This window comes from Burkholderia pseudomultivorans, from assembly GCF_902499075.1.
Lineage (GTDB): Bacteria > Pseudomonadota > Gammaproteobacteria > Burkholderiales > Burkholderiaceae > Burkholderia > Burkholderia pseudomultivorans.
In genome coordinates this window covers 22,092-40,103 of the sequence record NZ_CABVPP010000019.1, presented here as the reverse complement: position 1 = coordinate 40,103, position 18,012 = coordinate 22,092, and the positions used below count along the sequence as shown (strand labels likewise).

16 protein-coding genes are annotated in these 18,012 nt (G+C 67.7%); 12 read left to right on the top strand and 4 right to left on the bottom strand.

Going from position 1 to position 18,012, the window contains the following annotated elements:
* Positions 1-17 precede the first annotated feature (17 nt).
* From BST28156_RS15185 to BST28156_RS15155, 7 genes are all read left to right on the top strand, one after another.
* Complete coding sequence (locus tag BST28156_RS15185) at positions 18-860, top strand: hypothetical protein (protein ID WP_174902599.1); 843 nt, start codon at positions 18-20, stop codon at positions 858-860.
* Positions 857-2,068 (top strand): acyl-CoA dehydrogenase family protein, encoded by a 1,212-nt coding sequence (locus tag BST28156_RS15180; protein WP_174902598.1) that lies wholly within the window; start codon positions 857-859, stop codon positions 2,066-2,068. The genes BST28156_RS15185 and BST28156_RS15180 overlap by 4 nt, the downstream gene beginning before the upstream one ends.
* Before the next feature lie 175 nt (positions 2,069-2,243).
* Complete coding sequence (zigA, locus tag BST28156_RS15175) at positions 2,244-3,452, top strand: zinc metallochaperone GTPase ZigA (RefSeq protein WP_174902597.1); 1,209 nt, start codon at positions 2,244-2,246, stop codon at positions 3,450-3,452.
* 54 nt (positions 3,453-3,506) lie between these two features.
* Positions 3,507-4,424, top strand: a complete 918-nt coding sequence (folE2, locus tag BST28156_RS15170; RefSeq protein ID WP_174902596.1) for a GTP cyclohydrolase FolE2 — start codon at positions 3,507-3,509, stop codon at positions 4,422-4,424.
* Positions 4,425-4,470: 46 nt separating this feature from the next.
* The gene (locus BST28156_RS15165) at positions 4,471-5,049 is read left to right on the top strand and encodes a 6-pyruvoyl trahydropterin synthase family protein (protein ID WP_174902595.1); all 579 of its coding nucleotides are present in this window, start codon (positions 4,471-4,473) and stop codon (positions 5,047-5,049) included.
* Complete coding sequence (locus tag BST28156_RS15160; protein WP_174902594.1) at positions 5,049-5,609, top strand: gamma carbonic anhydrase family protein; 561 nt, start codon at positions 5,049-5,051, stop codon at positions 5,607-5,609. Before BST28156_RS15165 ends, BST28156_RS15160 begins: the two co-directional genes overlap by 1 nt.
* 3 nt (positions 5,610-5,612) lie before the next feature.
* Positions 5,613-6,995: a dihydroorotase gene (locus BST28156_RS15155; protein ID WP_174902593.1), complete on the top strand. Its 1,383-nt coding sequence runs from the start codon at positions 5,613-5,615 to the stop codon at positions 6,993-6,995.
* Between the two features lie 66 nt (positions 6,996-7,061).
* Here the strand turns inward: BST28156_RS15155 and BST28156_RS15150 are convergent, their stop codons facing one another.
* Positions 7,062-7,907: a helix-turn-helix domain-containing protein gene (locus BST28156_RS15150; RefSeq protein WP_174902592.1), complete on the bottom strand. Its 846-nt coding sequence runs from the start codon at positions 7,905-7,907 to the stop codon at positions 7,062-7,064.
* 132 nt (positions 7,908-8,039) lie between these two features.
* Positions 8,040-9,416, bottom strand: a complete 1,377-nt coding sequence (locus BST28156_RS15145) for an MFS transporter (RefSeq protein ID WP_174902591.1) — start codon at positions 9,414-9,416, stop codon at positions 8,040-8,042.
* A 248-nt stretch (positions 9,417-9,664) separates the two neighbouring features.
* On the opposite strand from BST28156_RS15145, the gene BST28156_RS15140 reads away from it, so the two are divergent.
* The gene (locus BST28156_RS15140) at positions 9,665-11,242 is read left to right on the top strand and encodes an aldehyde dehydrogenase (NADP(+)) (RefSeq protein ID WP_174902590.1); all 1,578 of its coding nucleotides are present in this window, start codon (positions 9,665-9,667) and stop codon (positions 11,240-11,242) included.
* Positions 11,243-11,335: 93 nt separating this feature from the next.
* Here the strand turns inward: BST28156_RS15140 and BST28156_RS35190 are convergent, their stop codons facing one another.
* Positions 11,336-11,524, bottom strand: coding sequence for a hypothetical protein (locus BST28156_RS35190; RefSeq protein ID WP_437341289.1), 189 nt, complete (start codon positions 11,522-11,524; stop codon positions 11,336-11,338).
* Positions 11,525-11,715: 191 nt separating this feature from the next.
* Between BST28156_RS35190 and BST28156_RS15130 the strand changes: the two genes are divergently transcribed.
* The 4 genes from BST28156_RS15130 (at position 11,716) to BST28156_RS15115 (ending at position 16,700) form a co-directional block, all read left to right on the top strand.
* Positions 11,716-12,642: a LysR family transcriptional regulator gene (locus tag BST28156_RS15130; protein ID WP_060240663.1), complete on the top strand. Its 927-nt coding sequence runs from the start codon at positions 11,716-11,718 to the stop codon at positions 12,640-12,642.
* A 90-nt stretch (positions 12,643-12,732) separates the two neighbouring features.
* On the top strand, positions 12,733-14,142 hold the full coding sequence (tcuA, locus tag BST28156_RS15125) for an FAD-dependent tricarballylate dehydrogenase TcuA (RefSeq protein ID WP_174902589.1): 1,410 nt from the start codon (positions 12,733-12,735) through the stop codon (positions 14,140-14,142).
* Positions 14,129-15,328: a tricarballylate utilization 4Fe-4S protein TcuB gene (gene tcuB, locus BST28156_RS15120; RefSeq protein WP_174902588.1), complete on the top strand. Its 1,200-nt coding sequence runs from the start codon at positions 14,129-14,131 to the stop codon at positions 15,326-15,328. The genes tcuA and tcuB overlap by 14 nt, the downstream gene beginning before the upstream one ends.
* Before the next feature lie 55 nt (positions 15,329-15,383).
* The gene (locus BST28156_RS15115) at positions 15,384-16,700 is read left to right on the top strand and encodes an MFS transporter (protein WP_060240666.1); all 1,317 of its coding nucleotides are present in this window, start codon (positions 15,384-15,386) and stop codon (positions 16,698-16,700) included.
* A 213-nt stretch (positions 16,701-16,913) separates the two neighbouring features.
* Here BST28156_RS15115 and kdgD read toward each other — a convergent pair whose 3' ends face one another.
* Positions 16,914-17,828: a 5-dehydro-4-deoxyglucarate dehydratase gene (gene kdgD, locus BST28156_RS15110; protein ID WP_060240667.1), complete on the bottom strand. Its 915-nt coding sequence runs from the start codon at positions 17,826-17,828 to the stop codon at positions 16,914-16,916.
* Positions 17,829-18,012: the final 184 nt, after the last annotated feature.

Here is an 18,012-nt window from a genome sequence, read left to right as displayed (position 1 = left end):
TCCTGAGACCGAACATCATGACTCTACCCATCGGCGCGCCGCGCGCGTGGAACGGACAATTCGAGGAAGCGCTGTTTATCGACGTGGCACGGCGCCATCGTCCCGACTTTCCCGACAAGCTCGCGACGCCGCCGCGCGAGCCCGGCAACGCGGCCGAGCTGGCCGCCGTCGCCGACTACTACACGAAGATGGCGTCGCACGACCTGTTCATCGTGCAGGTCGTCGCGAAGGCGATCGACACGCTGTTCCGCGACGATCCGCATTTCCAGCTGATCCTGTCGCGCCAGCTCGGCGACGACGGCGCGCACGCGGTGATCGGCCGCGAACGCGTGACCGAATTGACCGGGCGCGATCCGCTGCCGGAAGTCGAGCGACTCGTCGACGCGCACTGGGCGCGCATTGGCGACCTCGCGGTGCGCGACGTCGCGGGCTTTCTCGCGTTCGAATGGCATTACGAGCTGCATATCCTCGCGAAGCTGTGGATCCAGCGGAAGACCGGTCGCATCGCCGACGGCGCGATGCGCGAGCACGGCGAGAACCGGATCCGCCCCGACGAGGAATGGCATCGCGTGCAGATCGTGCAATGGTGGTTCGACACGCTCGCGAAGCTGCCGGCCGCCGAGCGCGACGCGCTGATCGATCGCGTGATCGCGGCGGACGAGGAAATGCAGGCGCGGCTCGACGGCTATCTGCACGACGAATATGCGCACACCGCGCACGTGTTCGGCGCGGACATCGCCGACTATCGCGCGATCTACGACGACTGGCGGCGCGAGATCCTGTCGCGACTGACCGGCCGCCGGCTCGCTGCGCTCGTGCCGCTGTCGGCCGAGGCCGTCGCACAGGAAGCCGTCGCATGAACGATCCGCGCGGCCCGGCGACGCTCGCGCCGGATACCGAGGCGTCGGCGCTCGATCGGGATGCGCTCGCGCGCGCGATCGAAGCGCTGCGCGCGAGCGCTGCCGCACGCGACCGCACCGGCGGCCACGCGGCGCAGGAAAAGCAGTGGCTCGCCGACGCGGGCCTGCTGACGCTCGCGGTGCCGCGCGCGTTCGGCGGGCGGGAAGCCGAATGGCCGGCGATCTACGACGCGATCCGCCAGATCGCCCGCGTCGACAGCGCGCTCGCGCATCTGGTCGGGTTCCAGTGCCTGCAGGTCGTCAGCGTCGACGTGTGGGGCAATCCGGCGCAGCGCGAACGCTATCTGCGCGGCACGGTCGAGCAGCGCTGGTGGTGGGGCAATGCGGTCAATCCGCTCGACACGCGGCTCGTCGCGACCGCGGCGCCGGACGGCGGCTACCGCCTCGACGGCGTGAAAGGCTTTTGCTCGGGCACGCGCGGCTCGCAGCGGATGACGGTGTCCGCGCACGATCCGGACACGGGCCGCACCGTGTTCGGCGTGGTGCCGACCGACCGCGACGGGATTACCGTCAACGACGACTGGGATCCGATCGGCCAGCGCCAGACCGACAGCGGCAGCGTGCGTTTCGATCACGTGACGCTGGCGCCGGACGAGGTGCTGCATCGTTCGGAGACGCCGCCGACGCCGCGCGCGACGCTGCGCACGCTGGTATCGCAGCTGGTGCTGACGAACCTGTTCGTCGGGCTCGCCGAAGGTGCGCTGGGCGAGGCGCGCGACTACGTGTTGAAGCACGGGCGGCCGTGGATTCAGGCGGACGTCGAGCGGGCGAGCGACGATCCGTACACGCTGCAGCGCTTCGGCGACATGCGCATTCAGGCGGTGGCCGCCGCGGCGCTCGCCGATCGCGCGGCCGTCGCGCTGCAGCGCGCGTGGGCGCAGCATGACGCGCTGACGGCCGACGGGCGCGCCGAAGCGGCGCTGGCCGTGTCGGAGGCGAAGATCGTCGCGCAGCGCGCGGCGCTGGCAAACGGCGAAGCGCTGTTCGATGCGTGCGGCGCGCGCGCGACGGCCGCCTCGCTCGGGCTCGACCGCTTCTGGCGCAATGCGCGCACGCATACGCTGCACGATCCGCTCGACTATCGGCAGCGCGACGTCGGCCGGTTCGCGCTGACGGGCGTGTTGCCGCAGGCATCGCTCTATACGTAGCGACACAGCGCGCGCGGTTCGCCCATCGGCGGGCCGCGCGCGACATCCCCGGTTTTACCGCCTGCCGCTGATCGGCCGATTTCTAACCGGCTAGCTGGACAGACAAAATGATATGTTATATCGTATCGATACAATATATCGTTTTGTCTCCCCCTTCCTCTTCCGGAATCGCCCGATGAGCACCGCACTCCCGCCGTCCACTCGGCTTCCCGTGACCGTCCTGTCCGGCTTTCTCGGCGCCGGCAAGACGACGCTGCTGAACCATATCCTCAACAACCGCGAGGGCCGGCGCGTCGCGGTCATCGTCAACGACATGTCCGAGGTCAACATCGATGCGGCGCTCGTGCGCGAAGGCGGCGCGGGGCTGTCGCGCACCGACGAGAAGCTGGTCGAGATGAGCAACGGCTGCATCTGCTGCACGCTGCGCGAGGATCTACTGATCGAGGTCGACCGGCTCGCGCGGGAAGGCCGCTTCGACCAACTCGTGATCGAATCGACCGGCATCTCGGAGCCGCTGCCGGTGGCCGAGACCTTCACGTTCGAAGGCGAGGACGGCCGCAGCCTCGGCGAAGTCGCGCGGCTCGACACGATGGTGACGGTGGTCGACGCGTTCAACTTCCTGCGCGACTACGCGTCGCGCGACAGCCTTCAGGCGCGCGGCGAATCGATGGGCGAAGAAGACGCGCGCACGGTGGTCGACCTGCTGATCGACCAGATCGAGTTCTGCGACGTGATCGTGGTCAACAAGATCGACCTGATCGGCGACGACGAACGCGAGCGCCTCGTCGCGCTGCTGCGCGGGCTGAATCCGCGTGCGCGGATCGAGATCGCCGAGTTCGGCAAGGTGCCGCTCGACCGCGTGCTGGATACGGGGCTGTTCGATTTCGACGCGGCGTCGCGTGCGCCGGGCTGGCTGCAGGAGATGCGCGGCACGCATACGCCCGAGACCGACGAATACGGGATTCGCAGCTTCGTGTATCGCGCGCGGCGGCCGTTCCATCCGCAGCGCTTTTTCGCGCTCGTCGAAAGCGAGTGGCCAGGCGTGGTGCGCTCGAAAGGCTTCTTCTGGCTGGCCACCCATCCGACCGTGGCCGGGTCGTGGTCGCAGGCCGGCGCGGTCGCGCGGCACGGTCCGGCCGGCTACTGGTGGGCGGCCGTGCCGCCCGAGCGCTGGCCGCAGGATCCGGACGCCGTCGCGCAGATCCGCGCGCGATGGGACGAGCGCGTCGGCGATGCGCGCCAGGAACTCGTGCTGATCGGCATGGACATGGACGAAGCCGCGCTGCGCGCGCGCTTCGATGCGTGTCTGCTGACCGACGGCGAAATGGCCGCCGGCCCCGAACAGTGGACTACCTGGGACAACCCGTTTCGCGACTGGTCCTGACCTGACTCCCGCACCGCCCGCATCGATCGATCCATACGCAAAGCAGACCCTCGCATGACCGCAGCACTTCCCGATATTTCGATTGCCGATGTCGCGCCGGCCGGTGGCCCGCTCGAATGGGTCGGCATGCAGGGCATCGACCTGCCCGTCGTCGTGGCCGAACAAGGTTGCGCGCGCAACGTGCATGCGCGCGCCGACGTGCAGGTCGATCTGCCGGCGGCGCACGTGAAGGGCATCCACATGTCGCGGCTGTACCGGCTGCTCGATGCGCTCGGCGACGGCGACGCGCTGTCGCCGGCCGGCTTGCGGCGCGCGCTGCAGGCGATGATCGATAGTCATCGCGATTGCGACACGCGCAGCGCGCGGTTGCGGCTGCATTTCGATCTGCTCGTGCGTCGTCCGGCGCTGGTGACCGACGGGCTGGCCGGATGGAAGTCGTATCCGGTCCGGCTTGACGCGATGCTGGCCGGCGACGTGTTTACGCTGCGCGCGCAGGTCACGATCGTGTATTCATCGACGTGTCCGTGTTCGGCCGCATTGTCGCGGCACTGGATCGAGCAGGCGTTCGTCGCGGCCTTCGGCGCAGAGGATCGCGTGGAGCCGGCGGCCGTCGCCGCCTGGCTGCGGCGGCATGCGACGGACGCCACGCCGCACAGCCAGCGCAGCGAAGCGCTGGTCGAGGTCGGTATCGCCGACGCTCGCGCGACGCTCGGGTTGCTCGAGCTGATCGATCGCGTCGAACATGCGCTCGGCACGCCGGTGCAGACCGCCGTCAAGCGCGCGGACGAACAGGCGTTCGCGGTGCTGAACGGCCGGAACCTGATGTTCGTCGAGGATGCTGCGCGCCGCGTCCAGGCGGCGCTCGACCGCGTTCACGCGGATTCGCGCGTCCAGGTGCGTCATCTGGAAAGCCTGCATCCGCACGATGCGGTGGCATGGGCCGCGTCGCGCCCTGCTGGGGTTGCCGCATGACGCACGTGTCGACGCAAGGCGCGCGATCGGTCGCGGAGCGCACGGCATGCTGATCCGCAAACTGTTCCGGTTCGAGAATGCGCACATCGTGCGCGGCTGCAGCACGCGGCGCTGTTCGCATTCGATCCACGGCCACTCGTACAAGGTCGAACTGCTGCTCGAAGCGCATGCGCTCGACCACGGGCAGATGGTCTACGACTTCGGCCTGCTCAAGGGCGACGTGCGCGACTTGATCGACGCATTCGACCATGCGGTGACGCTGTGGTCGGGCGACGATCCCGACTATCTGGCAGCGCTGCGCCGGCATTCGGAGCGATGGGTGATGCTTCCCGTCTCGCCGAGCGCGGAGCAGTTCTCGCGCGTGTTGTTCAGGCTCGTCGATGCTGCACTGTCGCAAGCCGAGATGAGCAACGGCGAAGCCGACGTGCGGCTGCATTCGGTCGTCGTGCACGAGACCGACACCGGTTATGCGCAGTGTTTTCGCGACGACGCCTTCAATCCGCGCATGGGCCGCATCGATCTGCACGCAATCGAATTTGCGCCGGCCGTCGTCGCGCAGTGGCGGGACCCGCGCCTGTTCGAGCGGCTCGCGCGCGGCACGCTTCCTTTCCTGCTAGAACCCTGATGATCCGAAAGAACCCGCGCGGCGACCTGCCGCAGATTCATCCCGATGCGTTCGTCGATCCGACCGCGATTCTGTGCGGCAACGTGATCGTCGAGGAGAACGTGTTCATCGGTCCGTACGCGGTGATTCGCGCCGACGAGACGGATCGCGACGGCCACATCGCACCGATCGTGATCGGCGCGCACTCGAACATTCAGGATGGCGTCGTGATCCATTCGAAGTCGGGCGCGCGCGTCACCATCGGCCGGCATACCTCGATCGCCCATCGCGCGATCGTGCACGGCCCGTGCAAGGTCGGCGACGGCGTGTTCGTCGGCTTCAACAGCGTGCTGTTCAACTGCACGATCGACGACGTCTGCGTCGTGCGCTACAACGCGGTGGTCGACGGCTGCCATCTGCCGCCGGGCTTCCATGTCCGGTCGACCGAGCGCATCGGGCCGGAAACCGATCTCGCCGCGTTGCCGCAGGTGACGGCCGATGCGAGCGAGTTCTCCGAAGACGTCGCACGCACGAACAACGCGCTGGTGCTCGGCTACAAGCATATCCAGAACGAGTTCTGAACGATGGAAGCGCACGACCGGCCGTCACGCGACGGCATCGCGGCAGCGGCCCGGCGCCATGCACGCCTGCTCGTGCACGGCGGCACGGTGATCACGCCCGGCGGCGCGGAGCGCATCGACGTCGCGTGCACGGACGGCCGTGTCGTCGCGTTGGGAGCGCTGCGCGCGACGTGGAGCGCCGACGTCGTGCTCGACGCGACGGGGTTGCACGTGTTGCCGGGCGTGATCGACAGCCAGGTGCATTTTCGCGAACCGGGCCTGACCCACAAGGAAACGTTCGAGGCCGGCACGCGCGGCGCGGTGCTCGGCGGCGTCACGGCGATCTTCGAGATGCCGAATACGGATCCGCTGACGCTGGACGAGCACGATCTGCGCGCGAAGCTGGAGCGGGCGCGCGATCGGGCATGGTGCGACTACGCGTTCTACGTCGGCGGCTCGGCGGTGAACGCGGAACGGCTCGCGATGCTGGAGAACCTGCGTGGCTGCGCGGGCGTCAAGGTGTTCATGGGCAGTTCGTTCGGCGACCTGCTGGCCGACGACGAAACCGTCTTGCGTCGCATCCTGCGGCACGGGCGGCGGCGCATGGCCGTGCATGCGGAGGACGAAGCGCGGCTGCGCGCGCGCCGGGCGCTGGTGGAAGCCAGCGGCGACGTACGCGATCATCCGCGCTGGCGTGACGAGGAGAGCGCGCTCGCGGCGACGCGGCGCATCGTGAAGCTGGCCGCCGACGCCGGCCGCCGGCTGCATCTGCTGCACGTGTCCACCGCGGAGGAAATGGCGCTGCTCGCGCAGCACCGGCGGCGCGTGACGGTCGAGGTCACGCCGCATCACCTGAGCCTCGTTGCGCCCGAATGCTACGAGCGCCTGCGCACGTTCGCGCAGATGAATCCGCCGGTGCGCGAGCGGCGTCATCGCGACGCGCTGTGGCAGGCCATCCGCGACGGGGTGGTCGACGTGCTCGGCAGCGATCATGCGCCGCATACGCGGGAAGAGAAGGCGCGGCCCTATCCGCGGTCGCCGAGCGGCATGACGGGCGTGCAGACGCTGCTGCCGCTGATGCTCGATCACGTGCATGCGGGGCGGCTGAGCCTCGCGCGGCTGGTCGACCTGACCAGCGGCGGGCCGGCGCGCGTGTTCGGCATCGAAGGCAAGGGGCGTATCGCAGCGGGCTACGATGCCGATTTCAGCATCGTCGATCTGAAGGCGCGCCGCATCATCCGCGACGAATGGATCGCGAGCGTCAGCGGCTGGACGCCTTACGACGGCTGCGCGGTGATGGGGTGGCCGATACATACGGTCGTACGCGGCGAGGTCGTCGTGCGCGATGGCGCGCTGAACGGCCGCCCGTGCGGGCAGGCGATCGCGTTTCTGGACGCGACGCGTTAGCGCCGGTTTGCTCTTGCCTCGCGCTCGTCTCGGCGGACGTTCCGCACGCTCTATATGCGCCCGCTATTACGCCTGCTGCGCGTCCGCCAGCGCCCGCATCGCTTCCGCCGTCTCCGGATTCGCCGGGAAAAACGCCTCGATCGCCAGTTCCGACAGCGTGACGTCGACCGGCGTGCCGAACACCGTCGTCGTACTGAAGAACGTCAGCTCGCCGGCGGCGGTGCGCAGTCGCAGCGGCACCGCGATATCCGCATGGTCGGTGCGCGCGTGCGTGTCGTCGGGCTGGCCGGCCGGCGCCGGATACGCGGCGAGTTCGTCGCGCAGCGCATGCAGCGTGCGGTCGCCGCTCGCGTCGATCTGCCGTTGCAGACGATGCAGGATGTGCGCGCGCCATTCGTGCCAGTTGACGATCTGCGATGCGAGCCCTTCCGGATGAAGGCTCAGCCGCAGCACGTTGACGGGCGGTTGCAGCAGCGCCGGGTCGGCCTGCGCGACCAGCGCGCCGAGCATCCGGTTGGCGGCGAGCAGCGTCCAGTGTCGATCGACCGCGAGCGCCGGATAGGGCTCGTGACCGCGCAGCACGGCTTCGACCGCGTGGCGCGCGGCGTCGAGCTGCGGATCGGAGAATGGCCGCTCGCGAAACAGCGGCGCGTAGCCGGCCGCGACGAGCAGCGCGTTGCGTTCGCGCAGCGGCACGTCGAGACGCTCGGCCAGATGCAGCACCATCTCGCGGCTCGGCTGCGCGCGGCCCGATTCGACGAAGCTCAGATGGCGCGCGGACACGTCGGCTTCGAGCGCGAGCGCCATCTGGCTCAGGCGCCGGCGCTGACGCCAGGTGCGCAGCAACGGGCCGACGCCGGACGCGCGGCCGGCGGACGGGGGAATCGCATGGAGGGCGGCGGTCGAGTTCATGCTCCGGATGATAAGCAATCCGGCGCGCGTCGGGCATTACCTGCGAGGTAAGCGTTGTGGTGCGGTGGCGTGCGGGCGACGGCCGAGCGATGGTTTGGCGCCAGCCGGCCTGCCGCCTGGCGCGACGCGCGCTCAGGCCGCCCGATGACGCAATTCGACGCGCCGGATTTCCTTCACGATCACGAGATAGCTGAACACGGTCACGAGCGCGTTGAGCCCGACGAACACGAGCGCGCCGTCGAACGAGGCGCTCGCGCCGACCAGATAGCCGATCGCGATCGGCGCGACGATGCCGGCCGTATTGCCGAACATGTTGAACAGGCTGCCCGACAGGCCGATCGCTTCCTTCGGCGCGGTATCCGCGACGACGGCCCAGCCGAGCGAGCCGATCCCCTTGCCGAAGAACGACACGGCCATCAGCACGATCACCAGCGCTTCGCTGTCGACGTAATTGCAGCCGATGATGACCATCGACAGCAGCATCCCGCCGACGATCGGGATCTTGCGCGCCAGCGTCAGCGACACGCCGCGGCGGATCAGCGCGTCCGACAGCATCCCGCCGAGCACGCCGCCGAGGAAGCCGCAGATCGCGGGCAGCGAGGTCATGAAGCCCGCCTTCAGCAGCGACATTCCACGCGCCTGCACGAGATAGATCGGGAACCACGTGAGGAAGAAGTAGGTGAGCACGTTCACGCAGTACTGACCGAGGTAGACGCCGATCAGCATCCGGTTCGACAGCAGCTGGCGCACGTAGTACCAGCCCGCGACGCGGTTGCCTTCCGCCTTCGCGCCGCGGCCGCGCGGCGCCGACCGGACGAGGCCGCCGCCCTGTTCGATGTGCTCGAGTTCCGCGCGATTGACGGCCGGATGATCGGCCGGGTCCCGGACGACGCGTAGCCACAGGAACGCGAGCGCGATGCCGGCGAGCCCGAGCCACAGGTAGACGTGGTGCCAGCCGTACGCATGCGTGAGCCACGCCATCAGCGGCGAGAACACGACCGCCGCGAAATACTGCGCGGCGTTGAAGATCGCCGACGCCGTGCCGCGCTCGGCGGTCGGGAACCAGCTCGCGACGACCTTCGCGTTGGCCGGGAACGCGGGCGCCTCGGCGATGCCGACCGCGAAGCGCATCGCGAACAGCGCGGCGACCGCGAATGCGGCGCTGCCGCCGAGGCCGATCGTGCTCTGCAGCAGCGTGAACGCCGACCACAGGAAGATGCTGCCCGCATAGACGCGCCGCGCGCCGAAGCGGTCGAGCAGCCAGCCGCTCGGCAATTGCGCGAGCACGTAGGCCCAGCTGAATGCCGAGAAGATATAGCCCATCGTCACGGGATCGATGCCGAATGCCTTGCGGATCGGCGTGCCGGTGATCGACAGCGTCGCGCGATCCGCGTAGTTGAGCGTCGTGACGATGAACAGCATCGCCAGGATCCAGTAGCGGACGGCGGTTCGGCGCGCGGTGGCCGCGAGGTCGACCGGAAGGTCGCGAGGGGAGGGTTGATTGGACACTTTAAGGTACGTCGTCGTATGACGTGAGCGAAGTTTATGGGTGCCTGTCGATGACGGGGAACTCGGGTTTTCCCGCTGGGCCGGTGACGCAGCACGGTAAAAATTCCGTGGCTGTATCGATCCGATAAGGGTTTGAAGACGATTGCCGGGGCGGCGGGTCGCATACGAATCGAGCAAGATGATGTCGGCAGACATCGTATCTGTTGGGCTACAATGTCTCATCCCTACCCGAACCACGGAGCACACCCATGCAACTGACAGGAGAGATGTTGATCGGCGCCGACGCGGTGGCCGGCTCGACCGGTACCTTGTACGCGTTCGACCCGTCGAAGGGCGCGCCGATCGACGCGCCGGCGTTCGGCGTCGCGACGCAGGCCGACGTCGATCGCGCGTGCACGCTCGCGCGCGACGCGTTCGATGTCTACCGCACGCAGCCGCTCGCGGCGCGCGCGGCATTGCTCGACACGATCGCCGACGAGATCGTCGCGCTCGGCGACGCACTGATCGAGCGCGCGCATGCCGAAACCGGCCTGCCCGTCGCGCGGCTGCAGGGCGAGCGCGCGCGCACCGTCGGCCAGCTGCGCCTGTTCGCGCGCGTCGTGCGCGACGGCCGTTTCCTCGCCGCGTCGATCGACCCTGCGCAGCCGACGCGCACGCCGTTGCCGCGCGCGGACCTGCGGCTGCAGAAGATTGCGCTCGGGCCCGTCGCGGTGTTCGGCGCGAGCAATTTCCCGCTTGCATTCTCGGTGGCCGGCGGCGATACGGCGTCGGCGCTTGCGGCCGGCTGTCCGGTGATCGTGAAGGCGCACGAAGCGCACCTCGGCACGTCCGAACTGGTCGGCCGCGCGATCCGCGCCGCCGTCGCGAAATGCGGGATGCCGGCCGGCGTGTTTTCGCTGCTGATCGGCCCCGGCCGCGTGATCGGCGCGGCGCTCGTCAGCCATCCGGCGATCCAGGCGGTCGGCTTTACCGGTTCGCGGCAGGGCGGGATGGCGCTCGTGCAGCTCGCGAACGCGCGGCCGCAGCCGATTCCCGTCTATGCGGAAATGAGCAGCATCAACCCGGTCGTGCTGTTTCCGGCCGCGCTGGCTGCGCGCGGCGACGCGATCGCGACCGGCTTCGTCGATTCGTTGACGCTCGGCGTCGGCCAGTTCTGCACGAATCCGGGCCTCGTGCTCGCGATCGACGGCCCCGACCTCGATCGCTTCGAGGCAGCTGCCGCGCAGGCGCTCGCGAAGAAGCCGGCCGGCGTGATGCTGACGCGCGGCATCGCCGATGCGTACCGGAACGGCCGCGGCAAGCTGGCCGAACTGCCGGGCGTGCGTGAAGTCGGTACGGGCGAAGCTGCGCAGACCGAGTGTCAGGCCGGCGGCGCGCTGTACGAAGTCGGTGCGCAGGCGTTCCTCGCGGAGCCCGCGTTCGGTCACGAAGTGTTCGGGCCGGCGTCGCTGATCGTGCGCTGCCGCGATCTCGACGAGGTCGCGCGCGTGCTCGACGCGCTCGAAGGACAGCTCACCGCTACGCTGCAGATGGATGCCGACGACACGGCGCTCGCGCGCCGGCTGCTGCCGATCCTGGAGCGCAAGGCGGGGCGCCTGCTCGTCAACGGTTTCCCGACCGGCGTCGAGGTGTGCGATGCGATGGTGCACGGCGGCCCGTTCCCGGCGACGTCGAACCCGGCCGTCACGTCGGTCGGCGCGACCGCGATCGACCGGTTCCTGCGGCCGGTGTGCTATCAGGACTTCCCGGACGAGCTGCTGCCGCAGGCGCTGCAGCAGGACAATCCGCTGGCGATTCCGCGGCTGCGGGACGGGAAGGCGGAGTGATGCGTTGAAGGAGCGTGTCGGCGCACCGGTCGGCCGCCGGAACGAACGCTGGAAACGACGAGGCGGAATCGGCCGGGCGGTCGATTCCGCTTGTCAGCCGATCACGGCCCGGCCGACTTTATGCAACGCATCGCCGAGCGCATCGAGCGACAGCGAGCCGAGCGCCAATCGACGGGCATGGCGCGTATTCGGCATGGTCGAGAACGGCTCGGCCGTCGTCGCGAGGGCACCGTCCCGCTCGAGATCGGCCGCGACACGGTCGGCGCGCAGGTCGCCGGGCATTTCGAGCCACAAATAGCAGGACGTCGGGTGCGCGACGATCGATCCGCCGCGCGGAATGCGGCGCGCCCGTGTCTGTCTGCGCCGCGCATCCTTGCGCTTTCGATCCTCGAGCGTTGTTCCCGGTTTGATCCAGGACGTTGCAAGGTCCGATCTGCGAGAATGGCTGCCGATTCTCCCTGGCCGATCGTCGGATGGAACTCAGACAACTACGCTATTTCCTCAGCGTCGTGGAACACGGAAGCATGGGCAAGGCAGCGCTGGAGCTCGGCCTGGTTACTTCGGCGTTGAGCCAGCAGATCAGCCGTCTCGAAGGCGAATTGTCCACACGACTGCTGCAACGTACGTCCGCCGGTGTCGTGCCGACCGACGCCGGTCTCGCCTTCTGGCGCCAGGCGCAACTGGCGCTGCGTCATGTCGACGCGGCCGCGCTCGCCGCGCGCTCCGCCCGTTTGTCGGGCCATGTGAGCGTCGGCATGGCGCCGAGCACGGCGAGCGTGCTGGGTGTCGCGTTCATGCAGGCGATGCGCACGCGTTATCCCGATGTACGGCTGCACCTGGTCGAAAGTCTTTCGGGCTACCTCGCGTCCATGCTGAGCGCACGCCAGATTGATCTCGCCGTCCTGTTTCGCGCCGAACCCGCGCAACGCTGGAGCGTGATGTCGCTGCTGGACGAGCGGCTGTTCGTCATCGGCGCGGGCGATCTCAAGGGGATGCCGACAAGCGCGTCCGTCCGGCTGAAAAATCTCGGCAAACTTCCGCTCATTCTCCCGAGCGGCACGCACGGGCTTCGCTCGCTGCTGTCATCCGCGTTCACACGCGCCGCATACGAGCCGAACATCGTCGCCGAAGTGGACGGGCTCGCACTGCTGATGGATGCGGTCCGCCAGGGTATCGGCGCCACGATACAGCCGGGCGCGGCACTCGCGCGGGCCGAGAACGCGAGGCTGAAGAGCGTGCCCGTCGCGGAGCAATACGCCACGCGCCCCAACATGATTGCCAGCATCTCCGACGACGAACTGTCTCCCGCCGGTCTCGCCGCGCGCGTGGTGCTCGCCGACGTCGCCCGGCAACTGGTGAGCGAAGGCCGCTGGCCCGGCGCGCGGCTGCACGCGCCGTAGGGTTCACAAGAACTGAAGACTACTTGACGGCGCGCTGATGGCGCGACGGGCACGAGATCCTTAGGATGCGTCCGAAAGGAGACAGCTCTAATGGTCGATGTGCTCGTAATCGGAGGAGGCAATGCCGCGCTATGCGCGGCGTTGATGGCGCGCGAGGCGGGCGCGTCGGTCCTGCTTCTCGAAGCCGCGCCGCGCGAATGGCGCGGCGGCAACTCGCAACACACGCGCAATCTGCGCTGCATGCACGACGCGCCGCAAGATGTCCTCGTGGACGCTTATCCGGAGGAGGAATTCTGGCAGGACCTGCTGAAGGTCACCGGCGGCATCACCAACGAGCATCTGGCTCGGCTGACGATTCGCGCGTCGTCCACTTGCCGGCCGTGGATGCACAAGCACGGCGTGCGCTTTCAGCCGCCGCTGTCCGGCGCGCTGCATGTCGCCCGAACGAACGCATTCTTCATGGGCGGCGGCAAGGCGCTCGTCAATGCGTACTACCGCAGCGCCGAAGCGCTCGGCGTCGATATCCGCTACGACACGCCCGTCGATGAGCTGGAACTCGACGGCGGACGTTTCATCGCGGCGCGCAGCGGCCGCCAGCGTTTCGAAGCGTGCGCCTGCGTACTGGCGGCGGGCGGCTTCGAATCGAACCGCGAATGGTTGCGGCAGGCGTGGGGGCAAAACGAGCGGGGCGAATGGCCCGCCGACAACTTCCTGATTCGTGGCACGCGCTTCAATACGGGCGTGCTGATCAAGCGCATGATCGACGCGGGCGCAGACATGATCGGTGATCCGTCGCAGTCGCATTGCGTCGCCATCGACGCGCGCGCGCCGTTGTATGACGGCGGCATCTGCACGCGTATCGACTGCGTGTCGCTCGGCGTCGTCGTCAATCGAGAGGCGGAGCGTTTCTACGACGAAGGCGAGGATTTCTGGCCCAAGCGCTATGCTATCTGGGGCCGGCTCGTCGCGCATCAGCCGGGGCAGATCGGCTATTCGATCATCGACGCCAAAGCGATCGGCCGTTTCATGCCGCCGGTGTTTCCGGGCGAAAAGGCCGACAGCCTGCCGGAACTGGCGCGCAAGCTGAAGCTGCCCGAAGCGCGCTTCATGGAAACCCTCACACGCTATAACGACGCATGCCGGGTCGGCACCTTCGATCACACGGCGCTCGACGACTGCCATACCGAAGGCCTGGCACCCCCCAAGACCCATTGGGCGCGCCGCATCGATACGCCGCCGTTTTACGGTTACGCGCTGCGACCCGGCATCACCTTCACCTATCTCGGTCTCAAGACCAACGACCGCGCACAGGTTCACTTCGGCGGCGAGCCGAGCGAGAACCTTTTCGTTGCCGGCGAAATGATGGCGGGCAACGTGCTCGGCAAGGGTTATACGGCAGGCGTGGGCATGTCGATCGGCACGGCGTTCGGGCGCATCGCCGGGACAGAAGCCGCGCGCGCCGCACTCAATACAACGGAGGCCCACCATGCAACAGTCTGATGCGCTCGCGCCCGGACGCGCGCGCGCGGCGGAACGAACGGCGCCTGTCAAGAACTCGCGGGTGATCCCGATCCTGCCGATGCGCGACAGCGAAAGCGAAGTCGCGCGGCAGATGCAGATCTGCAACGCGTGCCGCTATTGCGAAGGCTTCTGCGCCGTGTTTCCGGCGATGACCCGCCGGCTCGAATTCGGCAAGGCGGACGTCCACTATCTCGCGAATCTCTGCCACAACTGCGGCGCGTGCTATCACGCATGCCAGTACGCGCCGCCGCACGAATTCGCCGTGAACGTACCGAAGGCAATGGCGCAAGTGCGGCTCGAAACCTACACGGAATACGCGTTTCCCCGCGCGTTCGGCGCGCTGTACAAGCGCAACGGGGTGACGCTGTCCGTGGCGCTGGCGGCGGGGCTTGCACTCTTTCTGCTGCTCGGCACGGCGCTGCATGGCGGCCTGTCGGCGGAAGTCCCGTCGGGCAGCTTCTATGCGATCTTCCCGCACGATCTGCTCGCGACGATGTTTGGCGCGGTCTTCCTGTTCGCGATTCTCGCGCTCGGCGTCGGCGTCACGCGCTTCTGGCGCGACACGGCGGCGGGAACGGCGAGCGCGAGCGCGCCTGCCGTCAGCGAGGCCGCGAAGTATGCGCTGACGCTCAAGTATCTCGACGGCGGCCACGGCGACGGCTGCAATGAAGAAAGCGACGCGTTCACGCTCGCGCGGCGCCGTTTTCATCACCTGACGTTTTACGGCTTCATGCTCTGCTTCGCGGCGACGGCGGTCGCAACCCTCTATCACTACCTGTTCGGGCTCGAAGCGCCGTATCCGTTCGTGAGCGCGCCGGTGTTGCTCGGTACAGCGGGCGGTATCGGGCTGATAGTCGGGCCGGCAGGCCTCCTGTGGCTGAATCTGACGCGCAATCCGGAGCGCGGCGATACGCGCCAGCGTCCGATGGACCGCGGCTTCATCGCGCTGCTGCTGCTCACGAGCGCATCCGGTCTTGCGTTGCTCGCGTTGCGGGCGACGGCCGCGATGCCGTCATTGCTCGCGGTCCACCTGGGCATCGTCATGGCGCTCTTTGCCACGCTTCCGTACGGCAAGTTCGCGCACGGCGTTTTCCGTTCGGCCGCGCTGCTCAAGTCGTCGATAGACAAGCGGCAACGCCATTCATTGAACCTCGGTTCCGACTAGCAATGACAGGGCGCCGAGTGCGGCCCTCATCACACGACAAGCAGGAGACGACAGCATGAACCACACTGAACCGATTGCCGGCACGTCCGGCGGCTCGTCCATGACCCGCGCCGCCGCCGTGCTGCGCGTCACGAGCGGCAACTTTCTCGAACAGTTCGATTTCTTTCTGTTCGGCTTCTACGCGACATCGATCTCGAAGGTATTCTTCCCGTCGACGAGCGAGTTCGCGTCGCTGATGCTCACCTTCGCCGTGTTCGGCGCGGGCTTCCTGATGCGTCCGCTCGGCGCGATCTTTCTGGGCGCCTACATCGACAAGGTGGGACGGCGCACCGGGCTGATCGTCACGCTGTCCATCATGGCGGGCGGCACGATCCTGATTGCCGGTGTGCCCGGCTACGCGACGATCGGCCTGCTCGCGCCCGTGCTCGTGCTGGTCGGACGCTTGCTGCAGGGCTTTTCGGCGGGCGCGGAACTGGGCGGCGTGTCGGTCTATCTCGCGGAGATGGCGACGCCCGGCAGAAAGGGCTTCTACACGAGCTGGCAGTCCGCCAGCCAGCAGGTAGCCATCCTGATGGCGGCGGCCATCGGCTATGGCCTGAACCAATGGCTCACCGCGCAGCAGATCGGTACATGGGGCTGGCGGGTGCCGTTTTTCATCGGCTGCGCGATCGTGCCGTTCCTGTTCCTGCTGCGCCGTTCTTTGCAGGAAACCGCCGCATTCCAGGCGCGTCGTCACCATCCGCAGGCGCGCGAGGTGTTCGCCATGCTGCTGCGCAACTGGCGCGTCGTCGTTGCCGGCGCGCTGCTCACGGCGATGACGACCACCACGTTCTATCTCATCACCGTCTACACGCCGACGTTCGGCAAATCGGTGCTCAAGCTGTCGACCGCCGACAGCCTGATGGTGACGCTGCTCGTCGCGGTGTCGAACTTCGTGTGGCTGCCGATCGGCGGCACGATTTCCGACCGGGTCGGCCGCAAGCCGCTGTTGCTCGGCATTACCGTGCTCGCGATTTTCACGGCGTATCCGGCACTCTCATGGCTCACCGATGCACCCAGCTTCGCACGCATGCTGATCGTGCTGCTGTGGTTCTCTTTCTTCTTCGGCATGTACAACGGCGCGATGGTCGCCGCGCTCACCGAAGTGATGCCGGTCGAAGTGCGCGTCGCCGGGTTCTCGCTCGCGTTCAGTCTCGCAACGGCGCTGTTCGGCGGCTTCACGCCGGCGGTATCGACGTATTTGATCCAGGTCACCCACGACAAGGCGGCGCCCGGCTACTGGCTGAGTTTTGCAGCGTTCTGCGGTTTTTGCGCGGCGCTCGGACTGTACCGGCGAGGTGCGCAGCGAAATGCATCGGCGACCGCGGCCTGACATCGATCACCTTGGCGCAGTTCAAGAAGCCCGCTCCGCGCCGGGATTGCGCTTTCGGCGACGACGCGTCTCGCGACTGCGAAGCAGTACGCGATGGTCACGGTCGGCCGACTCTTCGATGCAGTCGTCGACCGCGACGTGCTGAAACAGATTCTCGATGCGAGACCGGCCGGCCGCTGCGCCGCGATGGCGCCGCGACCGGCCGCGTCGTGCTTACTGCGGCCCCATCTTCCTGATCAGCACATCGAGCTGCGCGACTTCTTCTTCGGTCAGATCGACGAGCGGCGCGCGCACCGGGCCCGCATCGTGGCCGACCAGCTTCGCGCCGGCCTTCACGATGCTGACCGCATAGCCCGCGCGGCGGTTGCGGATGTTCAGGTACGGCAGGAAGAATTCGTCGATCAGGCGGCCGACCGTGGCGTGGTCGTCCTTCGCGATCGCTTCGTAGAACGCCATCGCCGTCTTCGGGATGAAGTTGAACACGGCCGACGAATAGACCGGCACGCCGAGCGCCTTGTAGGCGGCCGCGTAGACTTCGGCGGTCGGCAGCCCGCCGAGGTACGCGAAGCGGTCGCCGAGGCGGCGGCGGATCGTGACCATGCTCTCGATGTCGCCGACGCCGTCCTTGAAGCCGATCAGGTTCGGGCAACGGTCGGCGAGGCGTTCGAGCATGTCGGCGTTCAGCTTCGAATTCGCACGGTTGTAGACCACCACGCCGATCTTCAGCGCGCGGCACACCTGCTCGACGTGCTCGGCAATCCCCTCCTGGCTCGCTTCGGTCAGGTAGTGCGGCATCAGCAGCACGCCGCTCGCGCCGAGGCGCTCGGCTTCCTGCGCGTATTCGATCGCGACGCGCGTCGCGCCGCCCGCGCCGGCGAGGATCGGCACCTTGCCCTTGCAGGTTTCGGTCGCGACGCGGATCACGTCCGAGTACTCGCGCTGCGTGAGCGAGAAGAATTCACCGGTGCCGCCCGCGGCGAACAGCGCGCTTGCGCCGTACGGCGCAAGCCATTCGAGGCGCTCGGCATAGGTGGTCGGGCGGAAGCTGCCGTCGGCGTCGAAATCCGTCAGCGGAAACGACAGCAGGCCGTGGGAAATGATCTGTTTGAGTTCTTGCGGAGAAGTCATGGTTGGGTCGTCCGTCTAGCGCGAGTGCTGGGTTCGTCGGGAACGGCATACGAGCCTTGGTGGCGATGTCGTTGTATGTCATCGTACAACAATGGAAATGACGCATGCAAGCGATTTGCTTCACGGAAATGGGTAGGGTCTTTCCGGATAAGGGTTTACGAACTCTGCGCCGCGTGTGTTCCAT

Excerpts from the sequence above, each read along its gene's own strand:
- BST28156_RS15185 (WP_174902599.1), top strand. The coding sequence starts at position 18 with ATGACTCTACCCATCGGCGCGCCGCGCGCGTGGAACGGACAATTCGAG.
- BST28156_RS15180 (WP_174902598.1), top strand. The coding sequence starts at position 857 with ATGAACGATCCGCGCGGCCCGGCGACGCTCGCGCCGGATACCGAGGCG.
- zigA (WP_174902597.1), top strand. The coding sequence starts at position 2,244 with ATGAGCACCGCACTCCCGCCGTCCACTCGGCTTCCCGTGACCGTCCTG.
- folE2 (WP_174902596.1), top strand. The coding sequence starts at position 3,507 with ATGACCGCAGCACTTCCCGATATTTCGATTGCCGATGTCGCGCCGGCC.
- BST28156_RS15165 (WP_174902595.1), top strand. The coding sequence starts at position 4,471 with ATGCTGATCCGCAAACTGTTCCGGTTCGAGAATGCGCACATCGTGCGC.
- BST28156_RS15160 (WP_174902594.1), top strand. The coding sequence starts at position 5,049 with ATGATCCGAAAGAACCCGCGCGGCGACCTGCCGCAGATTCATCCCGAT.
- BST28156_RS15155 (WP_174902593.1), top strand. The coding sequence starts at position 5,613 with ATGGAAGCGCACGACCGGCCGTCACGCGACGGCATCGCGGCAGCGGCC.
- BST28156_RS15150 (WP_174902592.1), bottom strand. The coding sequence starts at position 7,907 with ATGAACTCGACCGCCGCCCTCCATGCGATTCCCCCGTCCGCCGGCCGC.
- BST28156_RS15140 (WP_174902590.1), top strand. The coding sequence starts at position 9,665 with ATGCAACTGACAGGAGAGATGTTGATCGGCGCCGACGCGGTGGCCGGC.
- BST28156_RS35190 (WP_437341289.1), bottom strand. The coding sequence starts at position 11,524 with ATGCCCGGCGACCTGCGCGCCGACCGTGTCGCGGCCGATCTCGAGCGG.
- BST28156_RS15130 (WP_060240663.1), top strand. The coding sequence starts at position 11,716 with ATGGAACTCAGACAACTACGCTATTTCCTCAGCGTCGTGGAACACGGA.
- tcuA (WP_174902589.1), top strand. The coding sequence starts at position 12,733 with ATGGTCGATGTGCTCGTAATCGGAGGAGGCAATGCCGCGCTATGCGCG.
- tcuB (WP_174902588.1), top strand. The coding sequence starts at position 14,129 with ATGCAACAGTCTGATGCGCTCGCGCCCGGACGCGCGCGCGCGGCGGAA.
- BST28156_RS15115 (WP_060240666.1), top strand. The coding sequence starts at position 15,384 with ATGAACCACACTGAACCGATTGCCGGCACGTCCGGCGGCTCGTCCATG.
- kdgD (WP_060240667.1), bottom strand. The coding sequence starts at position 17,828 with ATGACTTCTCCGCAAGAACTCAAACAGATCATTTCCCACGGCCTGCTG.